We start from the raw sequence: 19664 nt of genomic DNA, 5'->3' as shown, positions 1-19664 counted from the left end.
GCGCATTTCGCTTGTTCGGCGGGACAGATTTCCCATATTTGAAGAAAAGGTCGCCGCATCCCGGCGGTCAAAGGAGTCCTTCCCGTGTTCCAGTTCGACAATTCCTATGCCCGCCTGCCGGACAGGTTTTTCGCCTCCGTCTATCCCGAGCCGGTGGAGGGGCCGAAGCTTCTGAAATTCAACGGGTCGCTGGCGGAGGAGTTGGGCATCGAGGCGGATTTTTCCGATCCCGCCCGGCTGGCGGCGATTCTAGCCGGCAATGTCGTGCCACCCGGCGCCATGCCGATCGCCATGGCCTATGCCGGCCATCAGTTCGGCAATTTCGTGCCGCAGCTCGGTGATGGGCGGGCGATCCTGCTCGGCGAGGTCATCGACCGCAACGGCAAACGCCGCGACATCCAGCTGAAGGGCGCCGGACCGACGCCCTATTCCCGCAGGGGCGACGGACGCGCGGCTTTGGGACCGGTGCTGCGCGAATATATCGTCTCGGAGGCGATGAACGCGCTCGGCGTGCCGGCGACACGGGCCCTGGCGGCTGTCGCGACCGGCGAAAAGGTCTATCGCGAGACGGTGGAACAGGGGGCGGTCTTCGTGCGGGTCGCGGCAAGCCACGTGCGGATCGGCACCTTCCAGTTCCTTGCCGCCCGCGGCGACAATGACGGGGTCAAACTGCTCTCCGATTATGTGATCGAGCGGCATTATCCGGAGTTGAAGGCGGCGGAAAATCCCTATCTGGCACTGCTGCAGGGCGTGGCGGCGCGGCAGGCGGATCTGATCGCCCGCTGGCTGGGCGTGGGTTTCATCCATGGGGTGATGAACACCGACAACATGACGATTTCGGGCGAGACGATCGATTTCGGCCCTTGCGCCTTTCTCGACGAATACGACCCGATGAAGGTGTTTTCCTCGATCGATCAGGGCGGCCGCTACGCCTATCGCAACCAGCCGGGCATCGGACAGTGGAACATCGCGCGGCTGGCGGAATGCCTGCTGCCGCTTTTGGACGAGGACGAGGAAAAGGCTGTCGAGGCGGCAAATGCCGTGCTGAAGGCGTTCGGCGAGCGGTTCCAGAAAGAGTGGCTCGGGGTTTTCCGGGCGAAGCTCGGACTGTTCTCGGAAGCCGATGGCGATGGCGAGCTGATCCAGTCGCTGCTTGGCCTCATGCACGCGGGGCAGGCGGATTTCACGCTGACGTTCCGCAGGCTCTGCGGGGCAGCAGCAGGGACCGAGGGAGACGAGCTTTTCCTCTCCTCCTTCTCCGACCTCGCCAAGGCGCGCGAATGGCTGGAACTCTGGGGGACGCGGCTCGATGCGGAACCACAGGGGCCGACTGAACGGGCGCAGGCGATGCGGGCCGTCAACCCCGCGGTCATCCCGCGCAATCACAAGGTCGCGGAAGCCCTGGCGGCCGCCAATTACGGCGATTTCAGTTTCTTCGAACGGCTGCTGGAGGCGCTGGAAAAGCCCTATGAGGACCGGCCGGAATTTGCGGACTATATGCAGCCGCCGAAGCCCGAGGAACGGGTGACGCAGACATTCTGCGGGACGTGATCGCCCGTAAATTAATTTTTGCTAATTAGGAAAATAGTCCTTGACGGCGTGACGGTTGTTTGATAGGCTTTAGGCATAGTCGAAGAATTGCGCCGGCAGAAGCCTTCGGGCGGCCGGTGGCAAGACTTCCAGTCAAATTGGCCCGGTCCCCAAAGCCGGGCCTTCTTTTTATCTCGACAATCGGCAGCGGGGACGCGCAGCGACCGGAAACGGACGCGGCGGGATTTTCTGCGCCGAAATCTTGGCCTTTGTTCTGGCCCCGGGGATATCCCAGATGGATGAATTCGAGACGTTCGATCCGGCGCTTTTCGGGCTCTGGACGGAGACGCCTGCCTATGGCGACGGGCTCGTGATGGACGACGCGGTGTTGGCGGATGCGGTGCGCGGCGTGCTGCTGGAGACCAAGTCGGTTGAGGGCGCATTCTCTCCTGGCGAGGAACTGCGGCGGCTCTTGAACGAGATGACCATCGAGATGCGCGACCAGTTTTCGACCTTCCGGAGGATGCGGACCTCCGCGGAGGCAGCTCTCGAGGGTGGCGACGACGCCGCCCAGAAACTGGCGCGCGCCGACGTGAAGGCCGCCACCGACGCCATGTCGCTGATCGTCCGCACGCTCGAAAAGGTCGACAGCCTGCAGCGCCAGCTCGCCCGCGACCGCGACGAGGCCGCCGATCGTGCGGCGGACGAGGGCGGGTATGAGGAGGCTGTGCGTGAGGTCGAGGAACTTATCGAACGGCGCGCCCAGGAGCGTTTTGAGAAGCGGTGTCTCGCGGCTGGTATTGAGATTGGTGAGCCCGGTGGTGCGGGAGGGAATGGAGCGGTACCGCCTGACACCGGTTGAAGACGTTGTCGAAGCTGAGACGATCGAAACGCTGGCTGAATACGGGGAAACGATGGACCGGATCAGCAGTCTGCGGGCTCAGGCGCATGGAGCAATGGCAAAGGGTTATGCGGCGCTCGCTGAACCTGGCTGTAATGAAGGAGCGGCCGAAACGACTGTTGTTGAGGTCGGAGCGGGCGGGTGCGTCGAACTCCCTCTTCTCCCCAGCGGGGAGAAGTCCCGAGCGAAGCGAGGGGATGAGGGGGCCGGCGACGCCGGAGCGGTCGATCTGGCGGATCGAGGAATGCCTGAAGTAGAAATGGTGAGCGGGAAGGTGGCTTCGCCCCCCTCATCCGGTCCTTCGGACCACCTTCTCCCCGATGGGGAGAAGAGGGAGCCCGCGGAGGCGTCTCGGACTTCAGAGAACTTGCCGAGCAGGTGGCGTTACAGCACTCATGTCAGCTACTCCCGCGCCGCAAGCCGGGATTGGCGCCATACCGGCCGCGACGAACAAAAACCGCCCGCCGGAAACTGGCGCACCTGGTTGATCATGGGCGGGCGCGGCTCGGGCAAGACGCGGGCGGGCGCGGAATGGATCCACGGGCTGGCCTCGGCCGGCAGCAGGTCGGAGCTCAGGATCGCGCTGGTGGCGGAAACGCTGGGTGATGCGCGCGAGGTGATGATCGACGGGGTGTCCGGCATCTGCCGGATTGCGCGAAAGAATCGGCCGGATTTCGAAATCTCTCGCCGACGGCTGGTCTGGCCGAACGGGGCGATCGCGCAGATCTTTTCCTCGGAAGATCCGGAAAGCCTGCGCGGACCTCAGTTTCATTTCGCCTGGTGCGACGAGCTCGCCAAATGGCGGCATGCGGAGGAGACTTTCGACATGCTGCAGTTCGGGCTGCGGCTCGGGGCCGATCCGCGCCAGCTGGTGACGACGACGCCGCGGCCGGTGCCGATCCTGAAACGGCTGATCGCCGATCCGGGCACGCGGCTCGTCAGGATTTCGACCCAGGCCAATGCCGGCAATCTCGCTCCGGGCTTCATCTCGGCGCTGGAGGCACGTTACGGAGGAACGAGGCTCGGGCGGCAGGAACTGGCCGGCGAGCTGATCGAGGACCGCGAGGATGCGCTGTGGAAACGCGCCGACCTCGAAACCTTCACGATCCGGTTTACTGGTGCGCTGCGGCGCATCGTCGTGGCGGTCGATCCGCCCTCGGGCTCGGGCGAAAATTCCTGCTGCGGCATTGTCGTGGCAGGGATCGAGCCGAGCGGGCGGGCGGTGGTGCTGGCCGACTGTTCGGTGGAGGGCAAAAGCCCCGCCGGCTGGGCGAATGCGGTGGCGCGGGCCTATGCGCGTTTCCAGGCGGATCGGGTCGTGGCGGAAGTGAACCAGGGCGGCGAGATGGTGACGGCGATGCTGAAGAGCGTCGACGCAGGCCTGCCGGTGACCATGGTGCGGGCGACGCGCGGCAAGTTTTTACGCGCCGAGCCGGTGGCCGCCCTCTACGAACAGGGACGGGTGGCGCATGCCGGCCGGTTCGCGGAACTGGAGGACCAGATGTGCGATTTCGGCCCGGACGGCCTATCTTCAGGCCGCTCGCCCGACCGGCTCGACGCACTGGTCTGGGCGCTGACTGCGCTGATGCTGGAAGGTCACGGAGAGCCGCGCGTACGGGGCGTCTGAGCGCGGCTCATGTTCAGTTGATGATGATCAGCGCGGGGTGGCCGGCTTCGGCTGGGCGCTTTCGCGCATCTGTTTCCACTCGGATTCCATCCGCTCAAGGACATGCTGCGGGATCGGCTTGGAAGGGGCGGCCGGTGCGGGCTGCTGCATCATCGTGATCTCCGTTTTGATTAGAAGGCCGACATGAACGACCTATGGAGCCGTTGGTTCCATACCGTTACGAAAATGTAAACTCCCGCCTAAGCACTTAAAACGATTTAGTTTTTCTAAACCGATTGAAACTTGGTGACAGAAGTCAAGGACAGGTTTTTCATGCAGCTCAACCCACGCGCTTTCTTCGATTTCGTGCGGATGAAACTTTTCCAGGGTCGGCTGCGCGCCGGCCAGGTGGAGGGATTGACGGCGATTCTCGACGGTTGGCAGGCAAGGGTGGGGCAGGGCGGCACGCAGCCGCTGGCCCCATGGTCGGCGCAGCCGCTGGCCTATGTGCTGGCGTCCGCCTTTCACGAGACCGCCGCCACCATGCAGCCCGTCCGGGAGACCCTGGCGGCGAGCGACAGGTTGGCGATCGCGCGGCTGGAGGAGGCTTTTGCGGCAGGAAGGCTGGGATCGGTGAAGACGCCCTACTGGCGGCCGGACGCGGATGGAAAAAGCTGGCTCGGCCGCGGCTTGGTGCAGCTCACTCACCGGCGGAACTACGCGGCGATGTCCGGCGTGACCGGGATCGACCTGCTAGCCGATCCGGGCCGGGCGATGGAGATGCCGGTGTCGGTCGCGATCCTGATCGAGGGCATGCGGCGCGGCTGTTTCACCGGCCGCAAGCTCGACGACTATTTCGGGCCGGGGCGAGCCGACTGGGTGGGCGCGCGAAAAATCATCAACGGCAATGACCGGGCGGAACTGGTGGCACGGCATGCTCGGGTGTTTGCCGAAGCGCTGGACAGGACGCCGCATTGAAGCCCGTGGCGGGCCATGATAGCGAGGCCTCCGCATTGCTGGAGGTTCCATGATACGTCACATCGTGTTTTTCACGGCGCAAACAGGCGAGATCGAGCGGGTCCGGGCGGGCCTTTCCCTGCTGACCGGCAATCCGCATGCATCGATCCTGGAGATCGGCACCAATGTGAAGAGCGACCAGCTTGGCAACGAGGTCGATCTGGTCGTCTATGGCGAGTTCGAGGATGAGGCGGCGCTGGCCGCCTACAAGGCGCATCCGGTCTACCAGGCATCGATCGATATCGTCCGGCCGATCCGCGAGATCCGTTTGGCCGCCGACTTCGACAGCGCAAGCGCGGTGAAATCGCCCCTGCCGCTTCCCTAAGGCGGGCCTTGGCGCCCGCGATCGAAAAGGACAATCCACCATGAAATCTCCATTCCGGCGCCCGTGGTTTTCCACGGGTGGGCGACGGGCCGTGCCTGACATCCAGAAGACCGAGGCCCAGAAGACGGAGACCAAGATGGCCTCCGGTTTTGCGATCGTCTCCGGCGAGGGGGCGGCGCATTGGTCGGGACGGTCCTATGCGGCGCTGGCGCGGGCCGGTTTCATGCGGAACCCGGTCGCCTATCGGGCGATGCGGATGATCGCGGAAGCCGCCGCGGCCGTGCCCTGGCTTGCCTATGACGGGGCAACCGAGCTTGCCGAACACCCGGCGCTGGCGCTGCTGCAGCGACCGAACGGGCGGCAGGGCGGTCCGGATTTCTTCGAGGCGCTCTACGGGCACCTGGCGCTATCCGGCAATGCCTATGTCGAACCGCTGTCGATCGGCGGGGATTTGCGCGAGCTGCATCTGCTCAGGCCCGACCGGGTGAGCGTGGTCGAGGGCCGCGACGGCTGGGTGGCGGGCTACGATTATCGCGCCGGCGGCACCACGCGGCGGCTGCCGGCGGAGACGGATGGCGTCGCGCTGCTGCATCTAAAGCTGTTTCATCCGCTCGACGACCATTCGGGCTTTCCGCCGCTCGGGGCGGCGGGTGCCGCGCTCGACCTGCACAATGCGGCGGCGAGCTGGAACAAGGCGCTGCTCGACAATTCAGCCCGGCCTTCCGGCGCACTGGTCTACCAGCCGAAGGATGGCGGCAACCTTTCCGCCGACCAGTACGAGCGGCTGAAGGACGAATTGGAGGCTGGATATTCCGGCGCCGTCAATGCCGGGCGGCCGCTGCTGCTCGAAGGCGGGCTCGACTGGAAATCGATGGGCCTGTCGCCGAAGGACATGGATTTCATCGAGGCGAAGAACGGGGCGGCGCGCGACATCGCACTCGCCTTCGGCGTGCCGCCGATGCTGATCGGCATTCCCGGCGACAATACCTATGCCAATTACCAGGAGGCCAACCGCGCCTTCTACCGCCTCACCGTGCTGCCGCTGATATCCCGCACCGCCGCGAGCTTTTCCACGTGGCTGTCGCAGGCCTATGGCGAGCGGCTGCGGCTGGAGCCGGATCTCGACCGGATCGCCGGGCTCTCCGCCGAGCGCGAGGCACTGTGGGCGAGGGTCGGGGCGGCGGCGTTTCTGAGCGACGAGGAGAAGCGGGAAGCGGTGGGGTATTAATCGGGCACCTGGTGGTGTATTTGTAATACGCAGTATTACAAAATGGAGGCTGTCATGGCCAAGCCCACTCTCTCCGATCCGATCACCCTGCGCCTGCCGGTCGACATTCTGGAGGACATCGAGAAGATCGCCGAGACGGCGGATCGCAGCCGATCCTGGGTGATCGTGCGGGCGCTGAAATATTACCTGATGGCGGAGGGAAGTGAAATCCTCAGCATCCGGCGTGGCGGGGAAGATATCGAGGCGGGGCGGTTCGAGGATGCGGAGGAGTTTTTCACCGAGCTTGACCGTCTCAACCGCGAGGACGCCGCCTGATGAAGGTGTTCCTGTCGGAGGAAGCGATACGCTATGTCCAACGGGAAAGGGCGTATCTTGCCCAATTCAGCCGACGAGCATCCATTGCCTTTTCGGAACAGGTCAAGAGGGCGATACGGTTGATTGCTGATCATCCTCGTGTGGGGACCGCTGTGGCGCCGGTCGAGGGAATTCGCCGTTTCGTATCGGCGCCTTATCATTTGGACTACGTCATCCAAGCGGATCGGATACTGGTTGTTTCCATCATGCATGCGCGGCAGGGGCCAGCCGATCTCGAAAAGGACGAAGACGACGATTTCGAGTGAAATTGTTGAGGGCACACTTTCCGCAGGTCTGCTGAATGGGTCATCGAATGAACTCACTCAACTTGCGAAGTGCCGGACTCAACTTCCCAGCAGGTAGCCCCAACTGATTCCAAAGACTCATGGAAACTGGATCCGCTGACCCTGCGTCAACCGCGGAACGGCGGTTGCATGGCAACTGCGCCGTTGGGTCCTTATGCATGCATCATAAACAAGAGAGATTAAAAATGGCTGATCTCGGAAACGATCCGGGCGCCCTGGCCGGCATCTGGGTCGCCAAGGCGGTGGGCGCCACGGCCGGGGCCGGGGTGTCGCTGATCTATCTGCTGCCGAAGAGCCGCCGCGAGGCGGCGAGCCGGTTTCTGACGGGCTTGAGCTGCGGGATGATCTTCGGCGGGCCGACCGGGCTTTGGCTGGTCGAGCGGCTGGGGATCGGGGGAGAGCTTTCCGGCGCGGAAGTGATGCTGACAGGGTCGGCGGCGGCCAGTCTTTGTGCCTGGTGGGTGCTGGGCATGCTGGCGAGGATTGCCGCGCGATATGGGGGACGGGTGGGGTCGCCTTAGGCGCCTACCCCTCATCCGCCTGCCGGCACCTTCTCCCCGCAGGCGGGGAGAAGGAAATGTGTCGCGCCAGTTTCCCTCATCGCCGACGTCATTGGCATGCCAAGGCGTTGCCGCGTGTTCCTTCTCCCCGTGACAACGGGGAGAAGGTGCCGGCAGGCGGATGAGGGGCCGGCTCCAATTCAATCGCTAGGAGAATACCCATGCACGCTTACCGCGGGCCGCGTCCGACTGCGCGCAAATTCGCCAATCTGGAACTCGCAGGCATTACCGGCGACGGGGTGTTCTCCGGTTATGCCAGCGTCTTCGGCGAGATCGACCTCGGCAAGGATACGATCGAGCGCGGTGCCTTCCGCAACTGCCTCGTCGAGCGTGGGGCGATGGGGGTGCGGATGCTCTATCAGCACGACCCTTCCGAGCCGATCGGCGCCTGGCGGACGATCCGCGAGGATGCCCGCGGGCTTTATGTCGAAGGCATGCTGTCGCCCGGCGTCGCCCGCTCCCGCGAGGTGCTGGCGCTGATGAAATCAGGCGCGCTCGATGGGCTGTCGATCGGGTTTCGCACGGTCAAGGCCCGCACCGACGCCAAGACCGGCGTGCGCAAAATCCTCGAGGCCGATCTTTGGGAGATCTCGGTGGTGACCTTTCCGATGCTGCCCTCGGCGCGGGTCTCCAACGTCAAGCATGCGCGGTTCTTCCGCGACAGGGAAACCGAACTCGTCCGCCAGATGCGGCGGGCGGCGAAGATGATGATGAAATCAACCTTCAAAGGAAAAGCGATATGACGGAGCAGGCGAGAACGATGGCAAGCGTGGCGCCCGAGGTGAAGGCCCCCGAAGTGAAGGGAGTACCGGAAACGGTGACGGCGGCCTTCGACGAATTCATGGAGGCGTTCGAGGCCTTCAAGGAGGTCAACGACCGCCGCCTCGGGGAGATCGAGCAGAAGCTGACCGCCGACGTGGTGACGCGCGACAAGATGGACCGCATCAACCGCAGCATGGACGAGCAGAAGAAGGTGCTCGACCAGTTGGTACTGAAGAAGGCCAGGCCGCAACTCGGCCGCGGCGATGCGGAGCTTTCGGCCGACGCTGTCGAACACAAGGCGGCCTTTGACGCCTATGTCCGCCGCGGCGAGGAAAACGGTCTGCGCGAGCTGGAGGCCAAGGCGTTTTCGTCAGGGACCGGCGCCGACGGCGGTTATCTGGTGCCGCCGGAAACCGACACCGAAATCGGCCGGCGGATTTCGGCGGTCTCGCCGATGCGGGCGCTCTCGACCGTGCGTACCGTCTCCTCCGCCGTGTTGAAGAAGCCGTTTGCGGCGGCCGGGCTTTCGACCGGCTGGGTCGCGGAGACCGCGGCGCGGCCGCAGACCAACACCCCGCAGCTTGCCGAGCTCTCCTTCCCGACCATGGAACTCTACGCCATGCCGGCCGCCACCCAGTCGCTCCTGGACGACTCGGCGGTCGATATCGAGGCCTGGATTGCCGGCGAGGTGGACATCGTGTTCGCCGAGCAGGAGGGCGACGCCTTCATCCGCGGCGACGGCATCAACAAGCCGAAAGGGTTTTTGTCCTATTCGACGGTGGCGGACAGCGCCTGGAGCTGGGGCAATATCGGCCATATCGCCACCGGCGTTGCGGGCGGCTGGAAATCGACGGGGCCTTCGGACACGCTGATCGAGCTGATCTATGCGTTGAAGGCCGGCCATCGCCAGAACGGCACGTTCATGATGAACCGCAAGGCGCAGGGCGATATCCGCAAGTTCAAGGACGGCGACGGCAACTATCTCTGGCACCCGCCGACGTCTGCCGGCCAGCCGGCCTCGCTGATGGGCTTTCCGATCGCCGAAGCCGAGGAGATGCCCGACGTGTCGGAGAATTCGCTCTCGATCGCTTTCGGCGATTTCCGCTCCGGTTATCTCGTCGTCGACCGGGCGGGGGTGCGCATCCTGCGCGACCCCTATTCGGCAAAGCCCTACGTGTTGATTGTTTTTACACTACTTTTGCGCATCCTCTTAGCAACACTTTTGGGAAGCGCGGGCATTGACGAACATTTTAAAACGACCAGCGTACTCGTACATTCGTATGAGTACAGAGAAACAGATCAAGGGCGATAGTTTACGGCGTCAGTTGGTCTGGAGCGAGAACTTCGCACAACGGCATGACCTTGAACTGCAAGACACGACGGCCTTCGCAGATATCGGTGTCAGCGCATGGAAGGGCTTAAACCGTACAAAGGGAAGGCTCGGCGCATTCATCGAGTTGGTCCGAGACGGAACAATCCCGTCGAGCAGTTACCTGCTCATCGAAAACCTCGACCGCCTCTCACGAACGACCCCACTTGAGGCGTTGGACCTGTTCAAGGAAATCCTGAAACTCGGCATCACCGTTGTTGCCCGTGGTGAGTACGGCGAGGAAGAGATTTACACGTGGACCAGCATAAATTCCAATTCGAACCAACTCATCAGCACGCTCTCATCGATGCTCCGAGCCAATCGGGAAAGCGAACGTAAGAGCCAGATCATCAGAGAGGCGTTCGAGAACAAGCGGGCGTTGAGCCGGAAAGGCGTGAAGACCAATCAACGGCCTCCACATTGGATCACGGCAACAAAGATCGCCAAAGGTGAGTTCGAATATTCCCTCAACGATCGAGCGCCCCTCGTGCAGTGGATTTTCGAGCGTAGCGCAGATGGCGTAGGCTTCGACAAGATCGCTAGGGACTTGAATGCGCGTGGAGAGGCGACGTTAAAGCCTAGCAAGCAGGGCTGGTTTCACACGAGCGTTGCCAACATCATCACCAACAGGTCTGCGATAGGCGAGTATCAGCCGTATGAGGAAGTGGATGGGATGAGGATTGCGCGTGGTGATCCTATTACCAACTATTATCCGCCGGTCGTCACCAATGACCTATGGCTACGGGCACAGAAACTACCCCATCGAAATAGAAAAGGCGGTCGCGCTGGAACGAGGTTTAGCAACCTGCTCGATGGCTTGACCAGTTGCACTCACTGCCAATCGCGCATGTACATGCTCTGCAACAGTCGGAGTAGCAAGCAGTGGCAATACCTTGTTTGCAGTGGGAATTTCCGCAAACTTACCAAAGAGGTTGAGGTGGGGAGTGTCAAACAAACCGTCCCGATCTGCACCGATGGTACGGCACGTTTTCGTTACGATCTGGTCGAACAGTTCATCCTCGACAACGTGATGGAGTTTGGCATTTCGGATCATATGCGGATCAAGAAGGCCGACGCAGAACTGAAAGCCGTGGACGAGGCGATAGCCGATCTGTCGGTGAAGTTGGAAAGTCTTCGGTCAAGAGAACAGCGATTGTTGACCCTCGTGGAGACAGAAAACGACGATGAAATTCCCGGACTTCTCACCGCTCTAAAATCCCGCACCAAGGAACGCAAGGAAGCCGAAGAGCAACTTACGACGCTGACCCATGATCGCGATGTGACGATGGCGAAGCAGAAGGCGCTTGATCCGGCCAGTGCGATTGAGGTCATGCGCGAACAGTGGGAAACCAGCGAGGACGACGGTATCAGGTATGGCCTTCGTGTCCGCACCAACACCGCAATGCGCGAGGTTATCGACTTCATCACTTTCGACAGCATCGAACAGACCTACACCGTGATCCTGTTTGGTGGTCTCCGTGCGTACAAGTTCCCCAACGTCAAGTTCGTGAAAGGCCCGATCAAGGTCACTCCGATGGTTGTCGATCTCACTCGCTTTGCCGCTGAGATGCCCTCGCACTTCGACATTGAACGTGCGGATCAAGCCGGGAAAATCCCGCTCGATCCTAAACGGCGTCTGGTCAACGACATGCTCGTCCGTAAACGGCTGAAATCCGCATCGTAAAGAGTTGGTCGGGCTTCAACTCTTCACTCGCCCTTTGATTGTGCGGCTATAAAACTCTGAGTTGTTAACAACAACAGGAGTTTGCAATGCTGTTTCGGGTTTGGGGTAAGATCGACGGTGCGAAGTTTGATCAGGTCTATTCGAGCGTAGCGGAGTGGAAAGCAGAGCGCGCAATGATCGAGCGCGTTGCGGCTGTTTCGGTTCTCGGCATGGCAAGCGTTGAGGTGGCTTGATGGAATTGCTGCCGGATATGCTTCGACTGCGCCTGATGCTCAATCATCAACTGCGCAACGCTGACCACGTGCCGGTCGTGAAGTTCTTCACGCCATGGGCAAATGCGACGTGGTTGATCGTGGACATGGACCCCGACGACAGGGATCTGATGTTCGGCCTCGCAGACTTAGGTTTAGGAGAGCCTGAACTCGGATACGTGCTTCTCAGTGATCTTGAGGAACTTCGAGGGCCAGCGGGATTGACCGTGGAACGCGATCTCTATTGGAGACCGACTAAGCCGTTGTCGGTGTATCATCGCGCGGCTCGTGCTGCGCAACGCATCGTAGAACCGGATTGATCATGTGGCGGCTGGCTAATGCTGGCCGCCATAGCCATGACTAGCCGCCAGTGCGCTTGTCACGTTCGTTGCCAAACCGATATTTGTCCCGATAGTCCATATCATCCATGAACGTGCGGAACCTCCCGGCTACGAACAGGATACGGAGTGCTGCGAGTGAGCCGACAAAGTAGAAGAATTTCTGCCAGACCGTAGGATCGGTGAATAATGCGAAGTCCATGTGATTGCTCCTTTGACGCAAAAAGCCAGCGTTAGTGCCGCTGGCTTCAAAGGGCGAGTATTCATGTGCAGTAGGCTTAATGAGGGGGACAATGTCGAGCCAAAGTCCCCCTCACGTCGCGAGCATCAATTCGGCGGGAATCGTTGCTTGTGAATATCGTGGACCTATCGAGTTAATATTTCCGATCTTTAGATTAAATCAGCGCAGGATATTACTTCCGGTCACGCGAATTTTACCTGCGGTTTGCAAGATAGGCAAAAGGAAACCCACTCGGAAGGAGTTAAGAACCGAGTGGGCGTCGTGAGGAAAGATGAACCATAAGCAAGCGCCTCGGAGCATAGAGACGTATTCATCAATCCTATTTATCGGCTTGACTGGATTTGGCTGCTCTTAACTCAGCAAGCCATTGGTTCTTCGTTAGCGTGGTTCGCTCGACCACCTCTTCGACTAACTGCATCTGTCGATCATCCACTTTTCGTGTCCGACGTTTCCGGGGTTTGAGATTCGTTTGATTGAGATTTTCCATACCCGCATTATACGAGCCTTGGCTTGTCCATGCGATATTCATGACTACGGGCGAGACATCATCGCCCCGCCCGTTGAGCAGCCAGACGATCATTGCGTCCGCCGGTATTTACCCCAAAGTGCCGTGTTACCCGACACTTAGGAAACACTTCACAGAGGCTCATAGAGCAGCGGCACGGAAACGCGCACTGCGACTGCGCTGGCATTGCGAACGCAGCGGACGACGCTGTGTGACGTGCTGGCAAGCGTTCTGAACGCGGCTGCTTCACTCCAAGTGAGGGCTGGTTCGGTTTGCTTTTCGCGCCCCTTTTTCTCTCAACCCCAAGCGGAAACAAAAGCCTTGAACGGAGGAGCGAAGCGACCAAACCAATGGCTATGCCGCCAGTCGTAAGTGGAGTTTCCAACTGGAAACGAGCGCAGCGACACGCGAGTAGCAGAGATGAGCGGCTTTTGAGTGCCAACGAAAAAACGCGAAGCGATGCGTGAAGCCGCCATTTATGGGTCGTTGCTTCTAGCCAAGGTGGGGCTATCTACTTCTACGAAGTAGATGGTTCTACGTTGTTTAGTAGTAATGATCCATGCTTGTTTATAATAATATGGATCTAGTTTGTTTAGTACGTGAAAACAATATTGACGCCGGAAAAGTCAATCAAGCATAATGGATAAATAAAAGATAACATAATTATTCCAGGTGCTTAATGACTATTCGAATTTCCCCACAACAGGTCTTGGCCGCGATCACTGCTCCACGCACCGGCCGTTCGATCAGCGCGGAACTGCGCGAAATACTTGAAATCAAGTACGACGCTTCCCGCCGATATCAGACCAGCCGGAACAAGGTCGAATTCGACCTAACGCTGGAGGAATACATTGGGCTGATGACGCCTTGGCAACTCGCCCAGATGGAGAAGAAACTCGCTACGGGTAATCTCCGCAAGTTTATGGGTTCCGATTTCGGCTACGTGCTCGGCTGGAAAGACAAGGCTGGCAAAGCGTCCGGCATCATGAACGCTGAAACTGCCGTCTTCTGCAATCGCGAAACCAGCAAGCGTAATCTCCAACTGAAAAAGGGAGATAAGCAGACAGAGGCAGGTAAGGCCAAGATCGCCAAAGCCCGTACAGGGACGAAGCATTCGGCTGAAACCAAGGCTGCGATCAGCAAGACCAAAAAGGGCGTTGCTCTGACGGACGAGCATAAGGCAGCGCTGAGCGTTGCTAAGAAGGGCCGCAAAATGTCCGACGCGCACAAGGCCGCTATCGCTGTGGCTCAAGCAGCGCGACATGCTGCCCGCAAGGCAGCGAAGGAGGCAGGTAATGTCTAACCAGCCCGCGACGGTCGTTCTGGAATTTCCCATGCACATGGTGCTGGAAGAAACCATCGATATCGGTGACCGCCTCGAAATGATGCGGAAGACAAAATCCGGTCTGCAAACCTACGCGATCCTTTGGCAGTACGTGGATATTGCCGTGCTTGCCGCGCTCATGCGCCGCGAGTACCGGAGCGAGATCAACACCTTTTACAACAGTTCAGAGAATTCCAACTGGCAGGCAGTCGCAGCGGATGGCGAAGTTTATGTCTTCGAACACATCATCTGCCGCCGCTGTTGGGAAGACACTAATACCGGCAATTATGTCGGTGAGTTTGAGTTTGATAATCCGCAACTGGCGATGATCATCAAACTTGCAGCCAAGACACCCAAGGACGCTTGGTCATTCTAACAACAAGAACAAGAATAAGGAGATCGACCAAATGCAGGAACTAACACACGGACAGAAGATCAGTCAGGCGCTCAAAGGACGCAAGTTCAGCGCTGAGAGCAGGGCAAAGATGAGCGCTGCAAAGATGGGCAAGCCCCGTAGCGAAGAGACCAAAGCAAAGATCGCTGCTGCACATCTAGGAGTTCCACGTGATGAGGCAACTCGCAAGGCCATCTCAGAAGGCATGAAGGCCGCGATGAAGGTCAAGCGGGAGTTAAAGGCAGCGACACAATGGAAGCACCCGAATAACCGATAAGGCTGCGGTTTGATCACCAGAAGATAAATAAAAGATAGAAAACAAGAAGGAGCAAATCCCAATGACATACGTAAACCAGTTCCGAGGCCTCCATGGCGTAGTTGGCGTGGAGCAAGTGTTTATTCCCGAAGTGGGGAGCATTTTAGATAAGCAAGATGATCGTATCGCCGCAATCGAGAATGCAATCGACTTGATCAACAAGGCTATCGCGCAGATGGAAAGCAATCTCGCGGCACGTGGTCTGCTGAACGATCCAAAGAACCAATACTAAAATAATAAGAACACTAAGGAGTCTTTTTTATGTCAAGAAGCAGGGAACTCGTGGTGATAAAAAAATCATCACACAACAATAACGAGGAGATGAACAGGCTCTTCGACCTGTACCACGGCGGGAACTATTACGCAGATCGGACTAATCGCCAGCGTTTCATGTCAACACTTGGGTTGTTCTGGACCCTCTTCATGTGCATTGGTGTTGCTTTCGGAGCCTGCATTTTCGTGCAAGTCGCAGCAGCCATGTTCGGCGGTGTTGGAATGCTCTGCTCACTCGCATTATTGATTTTCGCTTACAGCGCACTCGCAAATTTTACAAAATAATAAGAACACTAAGGAGTTAGAACTATGGAATTTTCAAAAAGCGTATTCGAAGACATTTTCGAAGTCATCAACACGGTCATCGAAACTCATCCAGACGTACTCGCACTTGATCCAATTGCGGATCTCAAAGCGAAGTCAACCGTGCGTATCCCATACACGAGGAAGCCCAAACTGAACGCAGCATCAGCGTTCATGACGATCAAGAAGAAGCAGAAGAACTGGATCGGATTGCTGTTGGGTGAACTCTCGCATTTCGTGACAGGTGCTCAAGCGGACATCGCCATCATGCACACCACGGCTAACGCGAAGAGCAGCGTGAAGAGGGCAACTCAAATCTGGCATGAGTTTGTTGTCGAACTACACTCGGATAAGATCATTCACCGCAACGACATCAGCGAAGCGCAAGCACGTCAGTTGGTGAAATTGATCGATCTACTCGGCAAGAACGGTCACAAGTTGAAGGGATGTGGGAGCATCGAATTCTATGATGCTGAGACCGGGCAGGTGCTCGCATGAACCTCCTCAACCCCATTCGATACGCCCTAATCAAGTACCTCCCATCAGACAATAAGTTTAGGATCAAACTCATTGAAACCAAGAGGCAGTCTTGGTTTCTCGAATCTTTCATTGTTGATGACATCCAAAAGGCCGACCGTGTCTGGAAACGTGATGGCTGCGACCGTAGGTTCGACGTGGTGTACACGATCCCGTTTATCGGAGAGCGAAACGAGTGGAAGGATTTGGAACCGGGAAATATTGCCCATCCAGTCGCAGGATACGGCGTCTTGTACGGCACTTTCACGGTGTCATTCAGAACAAAGACCGACGCCATGCTTTGGAAACTCGCTCATGGCGGCGCAGCATAATCCCGTCCAGCAGCAGAAAACAAAATGACCGCCGAAGCGGTCATTTTTCATCAGTGAGTGAGCGAACGCTAGGCGATCTTTGGTGGTTCGCTGACAGCAGGTGCAGCACCCGGCACGTTCACGTGAACGTTGAAGATCGGTGCAACCGTGTTGGTGTTGGTGTTCGTGTTGTTGACGCCTTGGCCGTAGAGGCCATTCAGAATATTAGCCTGACGCACCATCGATCCCAAGAAAAACAGGTCGAACAATTGGCCGAGCCCAAGAAGGCCAAAAGTGAAAAGCCAGAGCAGGCCGGTCATCGGCCGGTTGACGTAGAAACGATGTATTCCGCAAACGCCCACGAGGCATAACAGCCACAATAGAAATGCGGTGAAACCCTTCTTCTGCATGATAAATCCCCCGAATGAAGTCTAATAGAGATATCACGCTTCAATGGATTCGCAATCTAAGATTTAGTTCGATCTCAGTTGTGAAAAGTATTTCAGCCGATCACGACGGGGGATTGAGGTGTTTGTTTATCATGGCGCTGATTTCCGCAATCGTACCAATCGCCAGTGCAAACGCTATCATATAGAAGCCCCGGTCGATCATGTCGGCGGTCGGCATTCGATTGGTTATTGTGGGATCTTTCTCCCATATCCCGAAGGCTATCAGCAGCCCACCCCCGGCCATCACGCCGCCGAGCAGCAGAAGAATAGTCGCGACGAAAAGCGTTATACGAGTAAAAAACAAATCAGTACCCCCTATTGATGCGCCGATATAAGCGCTCAATCCACATCCGGTCTAACGGTATTTTCCAGCCGATCCCAGTCGTGGTCTTTTAGAAACGGGTTGAGCCAAGGCGTAAAAAAGGCCCGCTGCGGGCGAGCCTGTTAGAGTTGGCATCTCGGCTAGGGGTAAAACCGTTATTGACGCTCTGGCAGACAAAATCGGCAACTGATGACAAGGTTCCGTCACAGTCACGCACGTTTTCGTTTGCCCCGCCGATGGCCCACGCTGCGGCCTCAGGAACGCAATGTTGCGCACCTCGGACGCTTAATCCGGCGGGAAAAAGGGAAGGGGTGATTGGCGGGAATGGCTCGTCAATCGGGCTGGCTGAGCCAACGGCGAAGCTTCGTTCACTGACGCTCACTCCGTAAAGCCCCGCTGCTAACGGGGCTTTTTGCTGCTCAAATAAATAATGGATGTTGAACAAAGCATCCATCGATCTCATCAAGTCCTTCGAAGGACTAGAACTCACCGCATACCTATGCCCCGCAAACGTACCGACGATTGGCTACGGCACGACCAAGGGCCTCTCACGTGCTGATGTAGGCAAGAAGACAATCACGCTAGCGGAAGCCGAGCGACTTCTCAGGGAAGATGTCCAGCAGTTCGAAGCCGCCGTTGACCGTCTCGTCAAAGTCCCCCTCACGGAAAACCAACGCGGCGCGCTGGTGAGTTTCACCTACAACTTGGGTGAGGGCAATTTCTCCAAGTCCACGCTGCTGAAACGGCTCAACGCTGGCGATCTCCACGGAGTAGCGGTGAGTTGGCCGCAATGGAACAAGGCCGGTGGCAAAGTCCTGGCTGGTCTCGTCAAGCGCCGTGCTGCTGAACTCCGACTGTTTCAGACACGATGAGCGGCTATCGAAATCGCCTAGAGACGAAGGTCGCAAAGACGCTCCCGGCAAGTTTCCAGTATGAGCCTCGCCGTTTCCCATTCCAGATCACTCGCCATTACCTGCCGGATTTTGTCGATGAGGCGGTCAAAGAGATCATCGAGGTCAAGGGCCGGTTCACGGCGGAAGACCGGCAGAAGCACAAGGCTTTCCGCAAGCAGTACCCGGATTGGACGGTCACGCTGGCATTCCAGAAGCCGGACACGCCCATCAACAAGGGCAGCAAGACCACCTATGCGGACTGGTGCGACGCCAACGGCATCAAGTGGAAGCAGGCCTGATAGCCTGTCACATCTTGAATGGTTAATAGCGAGTTACCAAGTATAGGTTGTAAATTCGGGTCCGGCCATGGAAGAGGAACCTATGGACAAAAACTTGCTCATTGCACTCTACGAAACCAAACGCTTAAATTTTCTGACCGCGTTCATTCAGAACCCCAAGAAGTTCAGCCAGTCTCTGGCCTATGCTTACGAGAACCGGATGGCGCCAATTTTTAACGAAAACATCGAGCGCGAACTTTATGGCGTAGACCCGTTCGCGGAAATCTATGCCGTCAAAGCCGAATTCATCAAGCAGGTGCTTGAACACATCGATGATCTGGATCAGGCCGGGAAGCACGAAGATTTGCAGTTTAACAAACTTGAAGACAAGTTCGGTGGCTACAAGGTCAACCGGATGGAGTTAAAAGCCGCAATCGAATACATGCGCATCGACGGCAGGTTCAGCGATGACGTGTATAAGGCGATTTCTTTGAACGCCCCGGTCGAAGCAAAACAATACGAGAAAGAATTCAAGCCGGACGACGTGTACTTCAGTTAGCGTTTGCTCAACGCTTTAGGCGAATTGGTGCGATGCCAACGGCATCGAATGGAAGCAGGCCTAAAAGACACACCACAGGTTATAATGAGCGCGCTGGTTCCACAGCCAGAGGATTGCATGTAAGTTCGACCTGTTCCCTCCCAGGAGATGCGGTTTGTCTCCTACATAGACCCGGCTTTTAGTCGGGTCTCTTTTTGTTCGGATGGCTCAGTTTTTCATCTAGTAGAAATCAACATGTCGCGAACACGCGGCGAACAACTGATGGATATCCCCAGAACACACACGGCGGGATAAGAAGCCTCCGATGGGCTGGTCCACTTAAATACTGGAGAAGACCAATACGTTTTGGTCACCAGTAGGGCAGACCAATGATCGAAACAATCGCCGCTTTTCTCGTCTCCATCGGAATCAATCCATCACACTTGCTCGCGGGTCTCGCCGGAGGCTTTGCAAGGATGATCGTGCAGGGCAAACGGCTCACGTGGGAAGTCGTCAGCGGTAGTCTCGTCGGCACCCTCTGTGCGGTCTACCTGACGCCGCTGATCGGCAAGTGGGCGCAGTTCGACATGGCAGATATCTCCACGAACAATGCGATGGCCTTCGCAATCGGCATCATCGGCCTATCGCTGGCTGAAGGCTTGGTGAAACTCGCTCAGCGTTGGGCTGCAAATCCAAAACTCCCCACAACCCCTACGCTCGACGCGCTGGCTGAAGTCACCAAGGACGAGCCAGAAGATAAATAACTGAAAC

The 19664-nt window shown here is 58.2% G+C and carries 31 protein-coding genes; 25 read left to right on the top strand and 6 right to left on the bottom strand.

The genetic code is table 11. The features are described from left to right. Positions 1-57: 57 nt before the first annotated feature. From ACZ9EJ_RS13010 to ACZ9EJ_RS13000, 3 genes are all read left to right on the top strand, one after another. Positions 58-1551, top strand: coding sequence for a protein adenylyltransferase SelO (locus ACZ9EJ_RS13010; RefSeq protein WP_046642344.1), 1494 nt, complete (start codon positions 58-60; stop codon positions 1549-1551). A gap of 274 nt (positions 1552-1825) precedes the next feature. Then, on the top strand, positions 1826-2392 hold the full coding sequence (locus tag ACZ9EJ_RS13005; protein WP_046642345.1) for a hypothetical protein: 567 nt from the start codon (positions 1826-1828) through the stop codon (positions 2390-2392). A 406-nt stretch (positions 2393-2798) separates the two neighbouring features. Further along, the gene (locus ACZ9EJ_RS13000; protein WP_046642347.1) at positions 2799-4058 is read left to right on the top strand and encodes a DNA-packaging protein; all 1260 of its coding nucleotides are present in this window, start codon (positions 2799-2801) and stop codon (positions 4056-4058) included. Between the two features lie 27 nt (positions 4059-4085). Here the strand turns inward: ACZ9EJ_RS13000 and ACZ9EJ_RS12995 are convergent, their stop codons facing one another. Next, positions 4086-4211 carry a hypothetical protein gene (locus ACZ9EJ_RS12995; RefSeq protein WP_255736004.1) on the bottom strand — a complete coding sequence of 42 codons (126 nt, stop codon included), beginning with the start codon at positions 4209-4211 and terminating at the stop codon, positions 4086-4088. A gap of 159 nt (positions 4212-4370) precedes the next feature. Between ACZ9EJ_RS12995 and ACZ9EJ_RS12990 the strand changes: the two genes are divergently transcribed. The 11 genes from ACZ9EJ_RS12990 (at position 4371) to ACZ9EJ_RS12940 (ending at position 12212) form a co-directional block, all read left to right on the top strand. Then, entirely contained in the window at positions 4371-5015 is a 645-nt protein-coding gene (locus tag ACZ9EJ_RS12990; protein ID WP_046642355.1) for a chitinase, read from the top strand. A 49-nt stretch (positions 5016-5064) separates the two neighbouring features. After that, a complete protein-coding gene (locus ACZ9EJ_RS12985) occupies positions 5065-5379 on the top strand; it encodes a Dabb family protein (RefSeq protein WP_046629838.1) in 315 nt (104 codons plus the stop codon). 40 nt (positions 5380-5419) lie between these two features. Further along, positions 5420-6607 carry a phage portal protein gene (locus ACZ9EJ_RS12980; protein ID WP_046642348.1) on the top strand — a complete coding sequence of 396 codons (1188 nt, stop codon included), beginning with the start codon at positions 5420-5422 and terminating at the stop codon, positions 6605-6607. 54 nt (positions 6608-6661) lie between these two features. Next, on the top strand, positions 6662-6922 hold the full coding sequence (locus ACZ9EJ_RS12975) for a CopG family ribbon-helix-helix protein (protein ID WP_007774355.1): 261 nt from the start codon (positions 6662-6664) through the stop codon (positions 6920-6922). Continuing rightward, the gene (locus tag ACZ9EJ_RS12970; protein WP_007774357.1) at positions 6922-7227 is read left to right on the top strand and encodes a type II toxin-antitoxin system RelE/ParE family toxin; all 306 of its coding nucleotides are present in this window, start codon (positions 6922-6924) and stop codon (positions 7225-7227) included. Before ACZ9EJ_RS12975 ends, ACZ9EJ_RS12970 begins: the two co-directional genes overlap by 1 nt. A 224-nt stretch (positions 7228-7451) precedes the next feature. After that, a complete protein-coding gene (locus ACZ9EJ_RS12965) occupies positions 7452-7787 on the top strand; it encodes a DUF6107 family protein (RefSeq protein WP_046642349.1) in 336 nt (111 codons plus the stop codon). Positions 7788-7987: 200 nt separating this feature from the next. Beyond that, the gene (locus tag ACZ9EJ_RS12960) at positions 7988-8569 is read left to right on the top strand and encodes an HK97 family phage prohead protease (RefSeq protein WP_046642350.1); all 582 of its coding nucleotides are present in this window, start codon (positions 7988-7990) and stop codon (positions 8567-8569) included. Beyond that, on the top strand, positions 8566-9900 hold the full coding sequence (locus tag ACZ9EJ_RS12955) for a phage major capsid protein (RefSeq protein WP_080955856.1): 1335 nt from the start codon (positions 8566-8568) through the stop codon (positions 9898-9900). Before ACZ9EJ_RS12960 ends, ACZ9EJ_RS12955 begins: the two co-directional genes overlap by 4 nt. Then, positions 9869-11641, top strand: coding sequence for a recombinase family protein (locus ACZ9EJ_RS12950; RefSeq protein WP_080955857.1), 1773 nt, complete (start codon positions 9869-9871; stop codon positions 11639-11641). The genes ACZ9EJ_RS12955 and ACZ9EJ_RS12950 overlap by 32 nt, the downstream gene beginning before the upstream one ends. Positions 11642-11727: 86 nt before the next feature. Beyond that, positions 11728-11874: a hypothetical protein gene (locus tag ACZ9EJ_RS12945; protein ID WP_476099228.1), complete on the top strand. Its 147-nt coding sequence runs from the start codon at positions 11728-11730 to the stop codon at positions 11872-11874. Continuing rightward, positions 11874-12212, top strand: a complete 339-nt coding sequence (locus ACZ9EJ_RS12940) for a DUF2958 domain-containing protein (protein WP_046642351.1) — start codon at positions 11874-11876, stop codon at positions 12210-12212. The genes ACZ9EJ_RS12945 and ACZ9EJ_RS12940 overlap by 1 nt, the downstream gene beginning before the upstream one ends. 40 nt (positions 12213-12252) lie before the next feature. On the opposite strand, the gene ACZ9EJ_RS12935 is transcribed toward ACZ9EJ_RS12940, so the two are convergent. Further along, positions 12253-12432: a hypothetical protein gene (locus tag ACZ9EJ_RS12935; protein WP_046642353.1), complete on the bottom strand. Its 180-nt coding sequence runs from the start codon at positions 12430-12432 to the stop codon at positions 12253-12255. Positions 12433-12790: 358 nt separating this feature from the next. Then, the gene (locus ACZ9EJ_RS12930; RefSeq protein WP_476099226.1) at positions 12791-13051 is read right to left on the bottom strand and encodes a hypothetical protein; all 261 of its coding nucleotides are present in this window, start codon (positions 13049-13051) and stop codon (positions 12791-12793) included. A gap of 604 nt (positions 13052-13655) precedes the next feature. Between ACZ9EJ_RS12930 and ACZ9EJ_RS12925 the strand changes: the two genes are divergently transcribed. The 7 genes from ACZ9EJ_RS12925 to ACZ9EJ_RS12895 all read left to right on the top strand — a co-directional run bounded on the left by ACZ9EJ_RS12925 (position 13656) and on the right by ACZ9EJ_RS12895 (position 16434). Then, positions 13656-14279 carry an NUMOD3 domain-containing DNA-binding protein gene (locus ACZ9EJ_RS12925; RefSeq protein ID WP_476099224.1) on the top strand — a complete coding sequence of 208 codons (624 nt, stop codon included), beginning with the start codon at positions 13656-13658 and terminating at the stop codon, positions 14277-14279. After that, the gene (locus tag ACZ9EJ_RS12920) at positions 14272-14676 is read left to right on the top strand and encodes a hypothetical protein (protein ID WP_046642727.1); all 405 of its coding nucleotides are present in this window, start codon (positions 14272-14274) and stop codon (positions 14674-14676) included. Before ACZ9EJ_RS12925 ends, ACZ9EJ_RS12920 begins: the two co-directional genes overlap by 8 nt. Before the next feature lie 31 nt (positions 14677-14707). After that, on the top strand, positions 14708-14971 hold the full coding sequence (locus ACZ9EJ_RS12915; RefSeq protein ID WP_046642726.1) for an NUMOD3 domain-containing DNA-binding protein: 264 nt from the start codon (positions 14708-14710) through the stop codon (positions 14969-14971). Between the two features lie 61 nt (positions 14972-15032). Continuing rightward, on the top strand, positions 15033-15242 hold the full coding sequence (locus ACZ9EJ_RS12910) for a hypothetical protein (RefSeq protein WP_046642725.1): 210 nt from the start codon (positions 15033-15035) through the stop codon (positions 15240-15242). 29 nt (positions 15243-15271) lie between these two features. Beyond that, on the top strand, positions 15272-15568 hold the full coding sequence (locus ACZ9EJ_RS12905; protein WP_046642723.1) for a hypothetical protein: 297 nt from the start codon (positions 15272-15274) through the stop codon (positions 15566-15568). A 24-nt stretch (positions 15569-15592) separates the two neighbouring features. Then, the gene (locus ACZ9EJ_RS12900) at positions 15593-16084 is read left to right on the top strand and encodes a hypothetical protein (protein ID WP_476099221.1); all 492 of its coding nucleotides are present in this window, start codon (positions 15593-15595) and stop codon (positions 16082-16084) included. Further along, positions 16081-16434, top strand: coding sequence for a hypothetical protein (locus tag ACZ9EJ_RS12895; protein ID WP_046642683.1), 354 nt, complete (start codon positions 16081-16083; stop codon positions 16432-16434). The genes ACZ9EJ_RS12900 and ACZ9EJ_RS12895 overlap by 4 nt, the downstream gene beginning before the upstream one ends. Positions 16435-16502: 68 nt before the next feature. Here the strand turns inward: ACZ9EJ_RS12895 and ACZ9EJ_RS12890 are convergent, their stop codons facing one another. The 3 genes from ACZ9EJ_RS12890 to ACZ9EJ_RS12880 all read right to left on the bottom strand — a co-directional run bounded on the left by ACZ9EJ_RS12890 (position 16503) and on the right by ACZ9EJ_RS12880 (position 17638). Then, on the bottom strand, positions 16503-16823 hold the full coding sequence (locus ACZ9EJ_RS12890) for an NINE protein (protein WP_080955898.1): 321 nt from the start codon (positions 16821-16823) through the stop codon (positions 16503-16505). Between the two features lie 100 nt (positions 16824-16923). Then, entirely contained in the window at positions 16924-17205 is a 282-nt protein-coding gene (locus tag ACZ9EJ_RS12885; protein WP_476099218.1) for a hypothetical protein, read from the bottom strand. A 49-nt stretch (positions 17206-17254) separates the two neighbouring features. Continuing rightward, positions 17255-17638, bottom strand: coding sequence for a hypothetical protein (locus ACZ9EJ_RS12880; protein WP_476099216.1), 384 nt, complete (start codon positions 17636-17638; stop codon positions 17255-17257). On the opposite strand from ACZ9EJ_RS12880, the gene ACZ9EJ_RS12875 reads away from it, so the two are divergent. From ACZ9EJ_RS12875 to ACZ9EJ_RS12860, 4 genes are all read left to right on the top strand, one after another. Beyond that, complete coding sequence (locus ACZ9EJ_RS12875; RefSeq protein WP_046642685.1) at positions 17619-18056, top strand: lysozyme; 438 nt, start codon at positions 17619-17621, stop codon at positions 18054-18056. The two genes, ACZ9EJ_RS12880 and ACZ9EJ_RS12875, sit on opposite strands and share 20 nt — an antisense overlap. Then, complete coding sequence (locus ACZ9EJ_RS12870; RefSeq protein ID WP_046642686.1) at positions 18053-18376, top strand: PDDEXK family nuclease; 324 nt, start codon at positions 18053-18055, stop codon at positions 18374-18376. The genes ACZ9EJ_RS12875 and ACZ9EJ_RS12870 overlap by 4 nt, the downstream gene beginning before the upstream one ends. Positions 18377-18458: 82 nt before the next feature. After that, positions 18459-18914, top strand: a complete 456-nt coding sequence (locus ACZ9EJ_RS12865) for a hypothetical protein (protein ID WP_476099213.1) — start codon at positions 18459-18461, stop codon at positions 18912-18914. 368 nt (positions 18915-19282) lie between these two features. Then, complete coding sequence (locus ACZ9EJ_RS12860) at positions 19283-19657, top strand: hypothetical protein (RefSeq protein WP_046642746.1); 375 nt, start codon at positions 19283-19285, stop codon at positions 19655-19657. Positions 19658-19664 lie beyond the last annotated feature (7 nt).

It is taken from the genome of Neorhizobium sp. USDA 3394 (assembly GCF_056280385.1).
The sequence above is the reverse complement of the archived record's forward strand: the minus strand, read 5'-3'. Positions and strand labels throughout refer to the sequence as shown.

What these genes read in the sequence shown, in the direction of transcription:
- ACZ9EJ_RS12870 (WP_046642686.1), top strand. Translation starts at nt 18,053, where the DNA reads ATGAGCGGCTATCGAAATCGCCTAGAGACGAAGGTCGCAAAGACGCTC.
- ACZ9EJ_RS12865 (WP_476099213.1), top strand. Translation starts at nt 18,459, where the DNA reads ATGGACAAAAACTTGCTCATTGCACTCTACGAAACCAAACGCTTAAAT.
- ACZ9EJ_RS12910 (WP_046642725.1), top strand. Translation starts at nt 15,033, where the DNA reads ATGACATACGTAAACCAGTTCCGAGGCCTCCATGGCGTAGTTGGCGTG.
- ACZ9EJ_RS12880 (WP_476099216.1), bottom strand. Translation starts at nt 17,638, where the DNA reads ATGGATGCTTTGTTCAACATCCATTATTTATTTGAGCAGCAAAAAGCC.
- ACZ9EJ_RS12915 (WP_046642726.1), top strand. Translation starts at nt 14,708, where the DNA reads ATGCAGGAACTAACACACGGACAGAAGATCAGTCAGGCGCTCAAAGGA.
- ACZ9EJ_RS12985 (WP_046629838.1), top strand. Translation starts at nt 5,065, where the DNA reads ATGATACGTCACATCGTGTTTTTCACGGCGCAAACAGGCGAGATCGAG.
- ACZ9EJ_RS12960 (WP_046642350.1), top strand. Translation starts at nt 7,988, where the DNA reads ATGCACGCTTACCGCGGGCCGCGTCCGACTGCGCGCAAATTCGCCAAT.
- ACZ9EJ_RS12980 (WP_046642348.1), top strand. Translation starts at nt 5,420, where the DNA reads ATGAAATCTCCATTCCGGCGCCCGTGGTTTTCCACGGGTGGGCGACGG.
- ACZ9EJ_RS12860 (WP_046642746.1), top strand. Translation starts at nt 19,283, where the DNA reads ATGATCGAAACAATCGCCGCTTTTCTCGTCTCCATCGGAATCAATCCA.
- ACZ9EJ_RS12920 (WP_046642727.1), top strand. Translation starts at nt 14,272, where the DNA reads ATGTCTAACCAGCCCGCGACGGTCGTTCTGGAATTTCCCATGCACATG.
- ACZ9EJ_RS12935 (WP_046642353.1), bottom strand. Translation starts at nt 12,432, where the DNA reads ATGGACTTCGCATTATTCACCGATCCTACGGTCTGGCAGAAATTCTTC.
- ACZ9EJ_RS12940 (WP_046642351.1), top strand. Translation starts at nt 11,874, where the DNA reads ATGGAATTGCTGCCGGATATGCTTCGACTGCGCCTGATGCTCAATCAT.
- ACZ9EJ_RS12925 (WP_476099224.1), top strand. Translation starts at nt 13,656, where the DNA reads ATGACTATTCGAATTTCCCCACAACAGGTCTTGGCCGCGATCACTGCT.
- ACZ9EJ_RS12945 (WP_476099228.1), top strand. Translation starts at nt 11,728, where the DNA reads ATGCTGTTTCGGGTTTGGGGTAAGATCGACGGTGCGAAGTTTGATCAG.
- ACZ9EJ_RS12970 (WP_007774357.1), top strand. Translation starts at nt 6,922, where the DNA reads ATGAAGGTGTTCCTGTCGGAGGAAGCGATACGCTATGTCCAACGGGAA.
- ACZ9EJ_RS12905 (WP_046642723.1), top strand. Translation starts at nt 15,272, where the DNA reads ATGTCAAGAAGCAGGGAACTCGTGGTGATAAAAAAATCATCACACAAC.
- ACZ9EJ_RS13005 (WP_046642345.1), top strand. Translation starts at nt 1,826, where the DNA reads ATGGATGAATTCGAGACGTTCGATCCGGCGCTTTTCGGGCTCTGGACG.
- ACZ9EJ_RS12975 (WP_007774355.1), top strand. Translation starts at nt 6,662, where the DNA reads ATGGCCAAGCCCACTCTCTCCGATCCGATCACCCTGCGCCTGCCGGTC.
- ACZ9EJ_RS12965 (WP_046642349.1), top strand. Translation starts at nt 7,452, where the DNA reads ATGGCTGATCTCGGAAACGATCCGGGCGCCCTGGCCGGCATCTGGGTC.
- ACZ9EJ_RS12930 (WP_476099226.1), bottom strand. Translation starts at nt 13,051, where the DNA reads ATGATCGTCTGGCTGCTCAACGGGCGGGGCGATGATGTCTCGCCCGTA.
- ACZ9EJ_RS12895 (WP_046642683.1), top strand. Translation starts at nt 16,081, where the DNA reads ATGAACCTCCTCAACCCCATTCGATACGCCCTAATCAAGTACCTCCCA.
- ACZ9EJ_RS12955 (WP_080955856.1), top strand. Translation starts at nt 8,566, where the DNA reads ATGACGGAGCAGGCGAGAACGATGGCAAGCGTGGCGCCCGAGGTGAAG.
- ACZ9EJ_RS12890 (WP_080955898.1), bottom strand. Translation starts at nt 16,823, where the DNA reads ATGCAGAAGAAGGGTTTCACCGCATTTCTATTGTGGCTGTTATGCCTC.
- ACZ9EJ_RS12950 (WP_080955857.1), top strand. Translation starts at nt 9,869, where the DNA reads ATGAGTACAGAGAAACAGATCAAGGGCGATAGTTTACGGCGTCAGTTG.
- ACZ9EJ_RS12990 (WP_046642355.1), top strand. Translation starts at nt 4,371, where the DNA reads ATGCAGCTCAACCCACGCGCTTTCTTCGATTTCGTGCGGATGAAACTT.
- ACZ9EJ_RS12875 (WP_046642685.1), top strand. Translation starts at nt 17,619, where the DNA reads ATGTTGAACAAAGCATCCATCGATCTCATCAAGTCCTTCGAAGGACTA.
- ACZ9EJ_RS12900 (WP_476099221.1), top strand. Translation starts at nt 15,593, where the DNA reads ATGGAATTTTCAAAAAGCGTATTCGAAGACATTTTCGAAGTCATCAAC.
- ACZ9EJ_RS12995 (WP_255736004.1), bottom strand. Translation starts at nt 4,211, where the DNA reads ATGATGCAGCAGCCCGCACCGGCCGCCCCTTCCAAGCCGATCCCGCAG.